The sequence below is a fragment of the Arthrobacter sunyaminii genome (assembly GCF_018866305.1).
GTDB lineage: Bacteria > Actinomycetota > Actinomycetes > Actinomycetales > Micrococcaceae > Arthrobacter_B > Arthrobacter_B sunyaminii.
This window is the reverse complement of sequence record NZ_CP076456.1, coordinates 1,615,610-1,627,954: the sequence shown is the minus strand read 5'-3', so window position 1 is coordinate 1,627,954 and position 12,345 is coordinate 1,615,610. Positions and strand designations below refer to the sequence as shown.

General features: G+C 64.2%; 12 protein-coding genes. All 12 read left to right on the top strand.

Features of this window, described 5'->3' with window-relative positions; translation table 11 throughout:
• Positions 1-146 precede the first annotated feature (146 nt).
• Complete coding sequence (locus tag KG104_RS07130) at positions 147-1,676, top strand: leucyl aminopeptidase (RefSeq protein WP_207346567.1); 1,530 nt, start codon at positions 147-149, stop codon at positions 1,674-1,676.
• A gap of 204 nt (positions 1,677-1,880) precedes the next feature.
• Positions 1,881-3,263, top strand: coding sequence for a dihydrolipoyl dehydrogenase (gene lpdA / locus KG104_RS07125; protein ID WP_207346566.1), 1,383 nt, complete (start codon positions 1,881-1,883; stop codon positions 3,261-3,263).
• 119 nt (positions 3,264-3,382) lie between these two features.
• The gene (gene sucB / locus KG104_RS07120) at positions 3,383-5,167 is read left to right on the top strand and encodes a 2-oxoglutarate dehydrogenase, E2 component, dihydrolipoamide succinyltransferase (protein ID WP_207346565.1); all 1,785 of its coding nucleotides are present in this window, start codon (positions 3,383-3,385) and stop codon (positions 5,165-5,167) included.
• 142 nt (positions 5,168-5,309) lie between these two features.
• Positions 5,310-5,657, top strand: coding sequence for a hypothetical protein (locus KG104_RS07115; protein WP_104054651.1), 348 nt, complete (start codon positions 5,310-5,312; stop codon positions 5,655-5,657).
• Positions 5,658-5,737: 80 nt separating this feature from the next.
• The gene (locus KG104_RS07110; RefSeq protein WP_104054652.1) at positions 5,738-6,166 is read left to right on the top strand and encodes an OsmC family protein; all 429 of its coding nucleotides are present in this window, start codon (positions 5,738-5,740) and stop codon (positions 6,164-6,166) included.
• Positions 6,167-6,414: 248 nt separating this feature from the next.
• Positions 6,415-6,720 (top strand): urease subunit gamma, encoded by a 306-nt coding sequence (locus tag KG104_RS07105; RefSeq protein ID WP_104054653.1) that lies wholly within the window; start codon positions 6,415-6,417, stop codon positions 6,718-6,720.
• 1 nt (position 6,721) lies between these two features.
• A complete protein-coding gene (locus KG104_RS07100) occupies positions 6,722-7,642 on the top strand; it encodes a sirohydrochlorin chelatase family protein (protein WP_207346564.1) in 921 nt (306 codons plus the stop codon).
• A 69-nt stretch (positions 7,643-7,711) separates the two neighbouring features.
• The gene (locus tag KG104_RS18200) at positions 7,712-8,140 is read left to right on the top strand and encodes an urease subunit beta (protein ID WP_207346563.1); all 429 of its coding nucleotides are present in this window, start codon (positions 7,712-7,714) and stop codon (positions 8,138-8,140) included.
• Positions 8,140-9,864 (top strand): urease subunit alpha, encoded by a 1,725-nt coding sequence (gene ureC / locus KG104_RS07090; protein ID WP_104054656.1) that lies wholly within the window; start codon positions 8,140-8,142, stop codon positions 9,862-9,864. The genes KG104_RS18200 and ureC overlap by 1 nt, the downstream gene beginning before the upstream one ends.
• An 8-nt stretch (positions 9,865-9,872) precedes the next feature.
• A complete protein-coding gene (locus tag KG104_RS07085) occupies positions 9,873-10,562 on the top strand; it encodes an urease accessory protein UreF (protein ID WP_207346562.1) in 690 nt (229 codons plus the stop codon).
• A 44-nt stretch (positions 10,563-10,606) separates the two neighbouring features.
• Positions 10,607-11,242 carry an urease accessory protein UreG gene (gene ureG / locus KG104_RS07080; protein WP_104054658.1) on the top strand — a complete coding sequence of 212 codons (636 nt, stop codon included), beginning with the start codon at positions 10,607-10,609 and terminating at the stop codon, positions 11,240-11,242.
• Entirely contained in the window at positions 11,239-12,336 is a 1,098-nt protein-coding gene (locus tag KG104_RS07075; RefSeq protein WP_216202360.1) for an urease accessory protein UreD, read from the top strand. The genes ureG and KG104_RS07075 overlap by 4 nt, the downstream gene beginning before the upstream one ends.
• Positions 12,337-12,345 lie beyond the last annotated feature (9 nt).

Below are 12,345 nucleotides of genomic sequence, written 5' to 3'. Positions count from 1 at the left end.
GCGTGTTTGCCCGCCGCGCCGCCGGACAAACACGCGCCGCAGCCAAGAGACTACGATCGGTAACAAGGAACCGCACCGGCAGGACGCGGGCCGCGCCCCAAAACGCGGCACCAACCAACATTTTGTGAACGTAAGGATGTAACTTCGTGGTGAAAACGAACGAGCCAAATCTAACGGTGACTTCCAAGGACGTGCAGAAGGTGCCCGCCCAGGCCCTCGTCGTGGGTATCGGCCAGACGCCGGGCGGCCCCGTGTTGATCGACAGCCCGCTGAGCTCCAAGGCCGCCTCCGCACTCGCGGCATCGCTGCCCCTGCTGGGAGTCACCGGCGCATCCGATGAGATCCACCGCCTTCCCGGGCTGCCGGAACTCGAAGCCCAGACGCTCGTTCTTGCCGGCGTAGGCAAGGTCAGCGCCGGAGATCCCCTAAGCTCCGAAGCCCTGCGCCGTGCGGCCGGATCCGCAGTGCGCCAGCTGGCCGGCACCGAATCCGTTGCACTGGCCCTGCCGGCCGCGACGGTGGCGGACGCCGCCGCCGTCGCAGAGGGCGCCCTCTTCGGCGCCTACGGTTACAGCGAACACCGCACCGATAAGGCAAAGATCAAGGAGCCGGTCAACAACATCATTGTTGTCACGCCCGCCGCCGAGGACAAGGCACTGAAGCCGGCCCTGGAACGTGCCCGCATTCTGGCCCGTGCCGTCAACGCCACCCGGACCCTGGTCAACCAGCCCCCAAGCCACCTGTACCCCGAGACGTTCGCAGCTGCGGCCAAGGACCTGGCCAAGCCGCTCTCCGCCAAGGTCAAGATCACCGTGATGGACGAAAAGAAGCTGGAGCGTGACGGTTTCGGCGGCCTTATTGGCGTGGGCAAGGGATCCTCCCGGCCGCCGCGGATGGTCAAGGTCGAGTATGCACCCCTGCGGGCCAAAGCCAAGCTGGCCCTGGTGGGCAAGGGCATCACCTTTGATTCGGGCGGCCTCTCCCTGAAGCCCTCCGCCGGAATGCAGACCATGAAGTGCGACATGGGCGGAGCCGCCGTCGTTCTGAACGCCCTGCTGGCCATCGCCGAGCTGGGCCTGCCCGTCAAGGTCACCGCGTGGCTGTGCCTTGCCGAGAACATGCCCTCGGGCACCGCACAGCGTCCGGGCGACGTCATGACCACCTACGGCGGACGCACCGTGGAAGTGCTGAACACGGACGCCGAGGGCCGCCTGGTCATGGCCGACGGCCTCGTGGCTGCATCGGAAGAAGCTCCCGACGTGCTGATCGACGTCGCCACCCTCACGGGTGCGCAGATGATCGCCCTGGGCAACCGCGTCTCGGCCGTCATGGGCGAGGAAGGAGTGCGCGACGCCGTCAAGGCCGCCGCGGACCGCGCCGGAGAGCTGTTCTGGCCGATGCCCATCCCCGAAGAACTGCGTGCCTCCCTCGATTCCCAGGTTGCGGATATCGCCAACCACGGCGAGCGTTTCGGCGGCATGATGACAGCTGCATCGTTCCTGCGCGAGTTCGTCGGCGAAGTGGACGGCGTCAAGATCCCGTGGGCCCATCTCGACATCGCCGGACCGGCGTTCAACGAGGGTTCCCCGTACGGCTACACGCCCAAGGAGGGCACCGGCGTCGCGGTCCGCACGCTGGTGGCCTACGCGGAAGACGTCGTCGCCCGCTCCGTCTAAGACAGGCATATAGCACCGGACTTCTTCGGGAGCCACCGGGAATAAGCAATCGGCGTGGTGTTTCTCCTTACACTTCCCGCCGGCGGGACTTCACTGAGTGGATGCAGCCCAGCCGGCGGGATAGTGTGAGAGACGATCACAACCGCCCAAATCACTAAAACGACGCGCCCATGTGCGTCACCGATTACGCGAGGGAGCGTCCAAGTGGCCGAAAAGGCAACTGCGCAAGAATTCGACATCCTGATCCTCGGAGGAGGAAGTGGTGGCTACGCCGCTGCCCTTCGCTCCGTGGAGCTGGGTTTCTCTGTAGGACTCATCGAAAAGGGAAAGCTGGGCGGCACCTGCCTGCACAACGGCTGCATCCCCACCAAGGCCCTGCTGCACTCGGCCGAGATTGCCGAAAACGCCAAGACCGCATCGAAGTACGGCATCAACGCCACGTTCGATTCGATCGACATGACGGCCGTGAATTCCTACAAGGACAACATCATTGCGGGCAAGTTCCGCGGCCTTCAGGGCCTGATCAAGTCCAAGGGCATCACGGTCATCGAGGGTGAAGGCAAGCTCACCAGCGAAAAGACCATTGAGGTCAACGGCGAGACCTACACCGGCGCCAACATCATCCTGGCCACCGGCTCCTACTCCCGTTCACTGCCGGGACTGGAAATCGGCGGCAAGGTCATCACCTCCGACCAGGCGCTGAAGATGGACACCGTTCCCAAGAGCGCGATCATCCTCGGCGGCGGCGTCATCGGCGTCGAGTTCGCCTCGGTCTGGAACTCCTTCGGCGTGGACGTCACCATCATCGAAGGCCTCCCGTCGCTGGTCCCGAACGAGGACGCTGCCATCATCAAGCAGCTTGAGCGCGCCTACAAGAAGCGCGGCATCAAGTTCAGCACCGGCATCTTCTTCGACAACGTCCAGCAGAACGACGACGGCGTGGTCGTCACCCTGGCGGACGGCAAGACCTACGAAGCGGACCTGATGCTCGTGGCCGTGGGCCGCGGACCGGTCACCGCCAACCTGGGCTACGAGGAAGCGGGCCTCACCATGGACCGCGGCTTCGTCATCACCAACGAGCGCCTGCACACCGGCGTCGGCAACGTTTACGCCGTGGGTGACATTGTTCCCGGCCTGCAGCTGGCCCACCGCGGCTTCCAGCAGGGCATCTTCGTGGCAGAGGAAATCGCCGGCCTTAAGCCGGTCATCGTCGAAGACGTCAACATCCCCAAGGTGACCTACTGCGAGCCTGAAATCGCTTCCGTGGGCCTGACAGAGAAGGCTGCCAAGGCCAAGCTCGGCGATGACAACGTCCAGGTCCAGGAATACAACCTTGCCGGCAACGGCAAGACCTCCATCCTGGGCTCCTCCGGCCTGATCAAGATGGTCCGCGAAAAGAACGGCCCCATTGTTGGTGTCCACATGATCGGCGGCCGCATCGGCGAGCAGATCGGTGAAGCACAGCTGATCGTGAACTGGGAGGCCTACCCGGAAGACCTGGCCAGCCTGCTGCACGCCCACCCCACGCAGAACGAAGCCCTCGGCGAGGCCGCCATGGCCCTCGCCGGCAAGCCCCTGCACGGCTAAGCAAAGAATTACCGCCCGGTGCACCCGGGCCCGCAAACCCCGGGTGCACTAGGCTTTCCACCACCAGCACCAGCGGTACGGCTGGTTCAAAAGATCTAATAAGGAGAAACGGGGACAATATGTCTGAAACCGTGAACTTACCCGCCCTTGGTGAAAGCGTCACCGAAGGCACCGTCACCCGCTGGCTCAAGGCCGTCGGCGACACCGTCGCGGTAGACGAGCCGCTGCTGGAAGTGTCCACCGACAAGGTCGACACCGAAATCCCGTCCCCCGTGGCCGGCGTCATCGAGGAAATCCTCGTGGCCGAAGACGAAACCGCTGAAGTTGGCGAGGCGCTCGTACGCATCGGCGACGGCTCCGGTTCAGCTGATTCAAAGAACGACGGCGGCAGCGCCGCTGAAGAAGCACCCGCAGCCGAAGAGGCTCCCGCTTCCGAAGAGGCCCCGGCAGAGGAAGCTCCCGCCGAGTCTTCCGACTCCGCTTCCGCCGATTCCGGCGACGGCGAAGGCACCGAAGTAACCCTCCCCGCCCTGGGCGAGTCCGTTACCGAAGGCACCGTCACCCGCTGGCTGAAGGCCGTGGGCGACGACGTCGAAATGGACGAGCCGCTGCTGGAGGTTTCCACCGACAAGGTTGACACCGAGATCCCCTCCCCCGTTGCCGGCAAGCTGCTGGAAATCCGGGTGAACGAGGATGACACCGCCGAGGTTGGCGCTGTCCTTGCCGTCATCGGTTCCGGTTCCGCCGCTCCGGCCAAGGCCGAGCCCAAGGCAGCCGAGCCGGTTGCAGCAGCGTCGAAGGACGAGCGCGAAGCTCCGGCCGTCGAACCGGAGAAGAAGGAAGCCCCCAAGCAGGAAGCTCCGAAGCAGGAGGAGAAGAAGCCTGAGCCCAAGGCCGAAGCTCCGAAGCAGGACGCTCCCAAGCAGGAAGCTCCCGCTGCCGCTGATTCCGAGGGTACCTACGTCACTCCGCTGGTGCGCAAGCTTGCGAACCAGCACGGCGTGGATCTCTCCACGGTCAAGGGCTCCGGCGTAGCCGGCCGCATCCGCAAGCAGGATGTCCTGGAAGCCGCCGAAGCCAAGAAGGCTGCGGACTCCGCACCGGCCCCCGCTGCTGCTCCCGCAGCAGCCTCGTCCTCGGACAAGGCTGCACCGGCAAAGATCAGCGACGAAAGCGCCAAGCTGCGCGGCACCGCGGTCAAGGCACCGCGGATCCGCCAGACGATCGCCCGCCGCATGGTCGAATCACTGCAGGTCTCTGCCCAGCTGACCCAGGTCCAGGAAGTGGACATGACGCGCATCGCCAAGCTGCGTGCCTCGGCCAAGAACTCCTTCCTGGAGCAGAACGGCGCCAAGCTCACCTTCCTGCCCTTCATTGCCAAGGCCGTCACCGAGGCACTGAAGCAGCACCCGAAGCTGAACGCGTCCTACGACTCGGACGCCCAGCAGATCACGTACCACGACTCCGAGCACCTCGCGATTGCCGTGGACACCGAAAAGGGCCTGCTGGTCCCCGTGATCGCGGATGCCGGCGACCTGAACATTGCCGGTCTGGCCAAGCGCATCGGCGACGTCGGTGCGCGCACCAAGGCCGGAAAGATCGGACCGGATGAGCTGTCCGGCGGAACCTTCACCATCACCAACATTGGTTCCGTGGGTGCCCTGTTCGACACCCCGATCATCAACCAGCCGCAGGTGGGCATCCTGGGCACCGGCGCCATCGTCAAGCGTCCCGTCGTCCTGACGGACGCCGAAGGCAATGACACCATCGCCATCCGCTCCATGATGTACCTGTCCCTGTCCTACGACCACCGCCTGGTGGACGGCGCCGACGCAGGACGCTTCCTGCAGACGCTCAAGGCACGGCTTGAAGAAGGCAACTTCGAGGCAGACCTGGGACTCTAGTCCTTAGCTCGCTGCCGTTGAGCTGCCATTGAAAGGGCGCTTCCCGTGAGGGAGGCGCCCTTTTCTACATGTTGTCGAATAGTTACCGCAGTTCAGTCCGCTTAGTTCGAAAATGCTGACAGGGTGTCCGTAAGCTGGAGATATGGACTTCCTACAGAGCTTTCTCGTATTCCTGCACATCCTCGGCGCGGCCATCATCGTCGGCCTCTGGTTTGCCAAGATCAAGAACCCCACCGTGATGCCCGGGCAGTTCCACGGCGCACTCCTGCAGCTGGTGACCGGCCTTCTCCTGGTGGGCCTGGCTGAGATGGACGACTACGACGTCAACCACATCAAGATTGCCGTCAAGCTCACACTGGCGCTTGTCATTGCCGTCATGGCCTTCATCGGCCAGCGCAAGTACAAGAAGGGCGAGCCTGTCAGCAAGGTTCTCGCCAACGGCGTCGGCATCCTGACGGTGGTCAACATCGCCGTCGCCACCATGTGGTAACAGCTGTACATCACTGAATAGTATGGGGTGAAGCGCCGGCGCCTGCCGGCCTTCGCCCCATCCGCTTTTAAGGAGCTCCCATGGCTACAGTCCGCTCAGCCCACACCGTCTGGAACGGCGACCTCTTCAACGGCAAAGGGGATGTCACCCTCGACAGCTCCGGCCTGGGCACCTACGACGTCACGTGGAAGGCGCGTGCCGAGGAAGCCAACGGCAAGACCAGCCCCGAAGAGTTAATTGCAGCTGCCCACTCCGCCTGCTTCTCCATGGCCTTCAGCAATGGACTGGCCGAAGCCGGCAAGACCGCCGAACGCATCGAGACCTCGGCAGACGTGACTTTTGTTCCCGGCACCGGCATCACCGAAAGCCGACTGAAGGTCACCGCCGTGGTCCCCGGCCTGACCGCCGAGGAATTCACGGACATCGCGGAGGCCGCGAAGAGCGGCTGCCCCGTGTCACAGGCACTTGCCGGCATCAAGATCTCGCTGGACGCCACGCTGGAGTCCTAAGCCCGAGCCGGCTTGGCACCGGTCCACAAAAAATCCGTGTTCCCTTTGGAAAGTCAAGGGGAACACGGATTTTTTGTGCCTGTGCGACGTACAAAATGAACGCCGGGATTTCTCTGCACCGTACCGCCCCAGTTCCGGACATGAGGGTGTTGGCTGCCAATTGCTGCGCGTAGCGTCTCCCTTACGCGAGCTCGGCCGGTGTGCCGAGCACAAACAAAGTGATCGCAACTGCGGCAAAAGGTGAAGCAATGGACCTCACTCCAAAAGAAATAGACAAGCTGTACATATACCAGGTGGCCGATTTGGCCCGTAAGCGGCGCGAGCGCGGAACCAAACTGAATGTCAGCGAAGCCACCGCTCTCATTTGCGAGGCGATTCTGGAAGGTGCCCGCGACGGCCGGACCGTTGCCGAGGTGATGGAGCTCGGCAAGACCATCGTCTCAGAAAGCCAGTGCATGGACGGCGTGCGTCAGCGGCTGCCCCTCCTGCAGGTTGAGGCAACGTTCGTGGACGGCAGCAAGCTCGTCTCCTGCCACGATCCCATCGGGGTATGAATTGACTCAGCCCCTCGAGTCCCAAGCGGCCGTGGTGCTGGTCGGAGGACACGAGAGTAACAACGGAACGGATCTCTCCTTCGCGGCGGAGTTGGTTCCCGGTGCTCTCATTACCCCGGCCGGCCGGCCGTTGCACAACACGCTCACGCACCTGCGCGGGCGAGGTCGGAGTGGTTCGGGCGCAGAGCCGGCACCGATCGTCGTGCTGCCCATGACCTTCGGCCGCAATCCGACTTTGGTTGCCGATACCGCGAAGACGCTTAGCTGGCTCGGCGTGCAGCGAAGTTCCAGTGATACCGCTGGGGCGTCCTCCCCCGTCCCAATGGTTCTGGCCGACGCCTTTGGCACCGGCGACCATCTCACGGCGTGGCTTCGGGCTGCCGCCACTGAGGTGCGCCGGCGTGCACCGGAGGCGGCTGTCCTGATCTTTGCGGATGCTGCCAACCCCTTCGATGACGCCGAGCTCCACCGCATCACACATCTGGTGCGCACGCACGGCGCGGGCAACCCGGTGGAGACGGCGACCGTCGACGACGCAAGCGGACTGCTGACGGCACTGAACCGGCTGCGGCTGCTCGGCAGCGCGCAGACCGTCGTCGTCCCCGCAGGTTTTAGGCGGGTGGCGAGCGTGCGCGGGGAAGCCGTGCCGTTCGGCGAGGGTGGTTTCACCGATGCCGAGTTCTACGGTGCACTGCTGAGCGAGCAGGCGGTGCTGCGTGTTATCCGCGAGCGGATCCGCGATGCGCTGCACAATCTAAGCCACGGCCGCACCGGCATCGAGGCAGGCCTGGCGGCAGATCACGGTCACGGTTACGCCCACTCGCACGCTTTTGAGGAGGCCAACGGTCACTCCCACACGCATCACCACGGCGCGGCCGACTCTCACACGCACAACCATCCCATCCCCATCCGTTCGAATTGATCGGATCCCTCCTACACCGAACCGCCGTGCGCAGCGACCCCGCTCCGCGCCGCTAGGGAAGGAAACACCATGCTGGGCAGCCCCACTTATCACCACAAAGACGAAGACATCGAGATTAACACCGGTAGGCGAAGCGTCACGCTGCTGGTGAGCAACACCGGCGACCGGGCGATACAAATCGGCTCGCACTTCCACTTCTTCGAGGCCAACAAGGCACTTCTGTTCGAACGGGAACTTGCCTACGGCATGCATTTGGACGTGCCCGCGGGGACCGGCATCCGGCTGGAGGCCGGTGACACCCGTGAAGTGACGCTCACCGCGTACGCCGGAACCCGGCGGGTGGTTGGCTTCAACAACCTCGTGGACGGCGGGCTCGACTCGGCGGCAACGAAGATCCGGGCGATGGCACGAATGGAAGAACTCGAATTCAAAAACGGCAAACCGAGCGCCACACCCAGTGCCAGCGCAACCGGCGACGCATCAAAGGGGAAAAAGTAATGGCTATCATCTCGCGCAAGCAATATACGGACCTCTTTGGTCCCACCGTTGGCGACCGGGTCCACTTGGCCGACACCAATCTGGTGATCGAGATTGAGAAGGACTACAACGAAGGCCACTACGGCGACGAGGTGGTCTACGGCGGCGGAAAAACCGCCCGTGACGGCATGGCAGCGGACCCGGCGGCGACTGACGCTGAGGGTGTGCTTGACCTGGTCATCACCAACGCCATCATCCTGGATCCGGTGCTCGGCGTTGTTAAGGGCGACATCGGTGTGCGCGACGGAAAGATCGCCGGGATCGGCAAATCGGGCAACCCGCACACCATGAACGGAGTGGATCCGCGCCTTGTGGTTGGCCCGGGCACCGAATTGCTGGCCGGGGAGCATCTCATCGCCACCGCCGGCGGCATCGACTCGCACGTGCACTACATCTCGCCGGAACAGGCGCTGGCCGCCCTCTCCAACGGCATCACCACCCTCTTTGGCGGCGGAACGGGACCAACCGACGGCACCAACGGCGTCACAACCACCCCTGGTGTGTGGAACCTGGCCCGGCTGCTGGAATCAGCCGAGGCGATGCCGGTGAACATGGGTTTCCTCGGCAAGGGCAACGGATCACTGCCCGAGGCCCTGATCGAACAGGTCCAGGGCGGGGCATGCGGACTCAAGGTGCATGAGGACTACGGTTCCACACCCGCCGCCCTCAGCAACGCGCTCTCCGTCGCCGACGCCTACGACGTGCAGATTTCGGTGCACACTGACAGCCTCAACGAGGCCGGTTATGTCGAGAACACCCTCGATGCCATCGACGGCCGCACCATCCACACCTTCCACACCGAGGGTGCCGGCGGCGGGCACGCACCGGACATCATCAAGGTGGCCGGCCACCCCAACGTACTCCCGTCCTCGACGAACCCCACCCTGCCCTACACCGCCAACTCCGTTGACGAGCTGCTGGACATGGTGATGGTCTGCCACCACCTCTCGCATGACATCCCCGAAGACGTAGCCTTCGCCGACTCCCGCGTGCGGGCCGAGACGATCTCGGCCGAGACGGTTTTCCATGACGAGGGGATCATTTCGATGGTTTCCTCCGATTCCCAGGCCATGGGGCGCATCGGAGAGTCGTTCATGCGAACCTTCCAGATTGCCCACCACTGCAAGGACCAGCGCGGAACTCTTCCGGAAGACAGTGCGGACAACGACAACTTCCGGGTACTGCGCTATCTCGCCAAGATCACGATCAACCCGGCCATTACACAGGGTGTGTCCGACTACATCGGCTCGCTGGAAACGGGCAAGATGGCCGATATCGTGCTCTGGCCTGTGGGTTCCTTCGGCGCCAAGCCCAAGCTGATCGTCAAGGGAGGCCTGATCAACTGGGCTTTGATGGGCGACCCGAACGCCTCGCTGCCAACACCGCAGCCGGTGTTTTACCGGCCCATGTTCGGCGCCCAGGGCAAGACGCTGCAGAGCACGCGGGCGACGTTCATGTCGAAGGCGGCCATCGACAAGGGTGTTCCCGAGCGGCTCGGGCTGGAGAGCCAGATACTTCCGGTTCACGGCTGCCGCGGCCTCGGCAAGGAGAACATGGTACGCAACAGCGCGACGCCGCACATCGAGGTTGACCCTGAGACCTACGACGTGACCTATGACGGCACGCTGGCCACGATTCCACCGGCGCAGACCCTGCCGCTGACCCAGCTGTTCTTCCTCGCGTAGGGGCGCCCATGTCGGATGTACAACAGTTGCTGACCAGCCTCCAGTTCACGGACTCGGCATTTCCCAGCGGCTTCTACACGATGTCCCACGGGCTCGAGGCCTTTAGCCAGGCACGGCTTGTGTCCCGCGACGGAGTGCAGCCGCTGCTCGCCGACCTGCTGCTGCACTCCGTCGGACCAGGGGACGCAACGGCGCTCGCCGCAGCGCACCGCGCTGCGGTGAACGACGACGTCGAGCTCGTCCAGGAGGTCGATCAGCGGTTGTTCGCGTCGAAGCTGAACACCGAGCTGCGCACGGTTTCCGTGCGCAGCGGGCACCAGCTGATCGACCTTGGCGCGGAGCTAATTGACCACCCGCTGCTCGCTGAGTACGCCGAGCGGGTGCGGCTGCGCAGGACGCCCGGCTGCCAGCCGGTGGTGACGGCGGTGGTGTATGCAGCCAACGGAGTGGCCACTCGGGAAGCAGTGGCATCGGACCTGTTTGCTTTTTGTGCGAGCTTTGTCGGTGCCGCCCTGCGGCTTCGGCTGACCGATCACCGGCACGCGCAGGGCATCCTGCGGGAAACGGCCGGCGTGATTGAACAGGCAACGGAGGCCGCCCTTGAACGCGACCTCGCGGACCTTGGCGGCTGCGCGCCCATGGCCGACGTCATGTCCGCCCAGCATGAGCGGGCCGAGGCACGGCTGTTTGCCAGCTGAGAACGCAGACATACAACAACGGATTTGAAGGAATTGAGGAACGTATGAGCGAGAACGTATTGAGGATCGGGATCGGCGGGCCTGTTGGCAGCGGCAAAACGGCGCTGACGGAGGCGCTGGTGCCGCTGCTGATCGAGGCCGGACGCACTCCCGGCGTCATCACGAACGACATCTACACCCAGGAGGACGCCCACCACGTACGCCGGGAGCTCGCAGGCATCCTTGATCCCGAACGCGTTGTTGGCGTGGAGACCGGGTCCTGCCCCCATACGGCGGTGCGTGATGACCCCACCATGAATCTGGCCGTCGGTGCCGAAATGCTGGAACGGTTCCCTGACATTGACACCCTCATTTACGAGTCGGGCGGGGACAATCTGACGCTTACCTTCTCGCCGGCGCTTGCCGACGTCTTCGTGTTCGTGCTGGACACCGCCGAGGGCGAGAAGATGCCGCGCAAGCGCGGTCCCGGCATCACCGACAGCGACATCCTGGTGATTAACAAGATCGATATTGCGCAGTACGTGCGCACCGACCTCAACGTGATGGAGTCCGATGCACACCGGGTGCGTGAGGACAGGCCCGTGGTGCTGACCAACTCGCTTACCGGGTTCGGCGTCGACGAACTCCACCGGGAGATCATGACCCAGTGGAACGGTGCCAGAACCGAGCTCATCGGATGACGCTCAGAGCAACGGAACCCCGAGCCCTGCCTGAAGCCCCCGGGGATGCCCGTAGCGGTGATGACGGGCTCACCCCTGCAAGTCCCCTGCCCCGCCGGGCGGCTGACCAAGCCGGTCAGGACGGGCTTCGGGCACCATACCCGGGCGGATATCGCCTCCAGCCGGCGTTCTACGAGCCGGCGAGGGTACCCGAGGAGGTGCTGCGGCATGCCGGGGTGCCAACCCTGCCCGTGGGCAGCCCGGGCAAAGTTGGCGTTCTGCAGCTTGGGTTTGCCCGCAACCGCGGGCGCACCGAGCTGGTGCAGCACTACCAGAAATCGCCGCTTCAGATCATGCACCCGCTGTACTTCAACCAGCTGCGCCCGGACATGCCCTATACCTATATGATGTCATCGGGCGGCGGCGTTCTGCACGGTGACCGGCTGCGCACAGATTTGAGCTTCGGTTCCGGTACATCGGCGCATGTGACCAGCCAAACCCAAACACGCGTCTACCGCATGGAGCACGACTATGCGTCCGCGATCATGAACATCACGGTCGAAGAGGACGCGTATGTGGAATACCTGCCCGAACCCGTTGTGCCCTTCGCTGACTCACGCTTTTACCAGCAGACGGCGGTGGTCATCGATGAGTCGGCCACCCTCCTGCTGGGCGAGACCGTGTACGCCGGCCGGCTCGCGCGCGGTGAGCGGCACGCCTACGACGTGTATGCCTCCGATCTCGAGGTCCGGCGGCCGGATGGCCGCCTGGTTGCCCTGGACCGCCTGCGGCTCAGTCCCGGGACGGGAGAACCGGGGGCCGATGCCGGAGTGCGGGGTCTCGGCGTGCTCGCTGACCACGATGTGCTGGCAATGCTCTATGTCTTCACCCCTCTTGTCCCCCCTGCGCTGCTCGCAGACACCCTGCACCGGGCCATCAGCGACAGCGGGGGTGACCTGATCTTCGGAGTGAGCACGCTGCCCACAGATGCAGGCGTGTGGATGCGGCTGGTGGGCAATGACACCGTGGCAGTGGCGGCGGCCAACACGGCCGCGGCGGCGGCCGTGCACGAACTGTTGACAGGGCAGCAGGCACCCATCATCCGAAAGAGCTAGAGGGGGTCT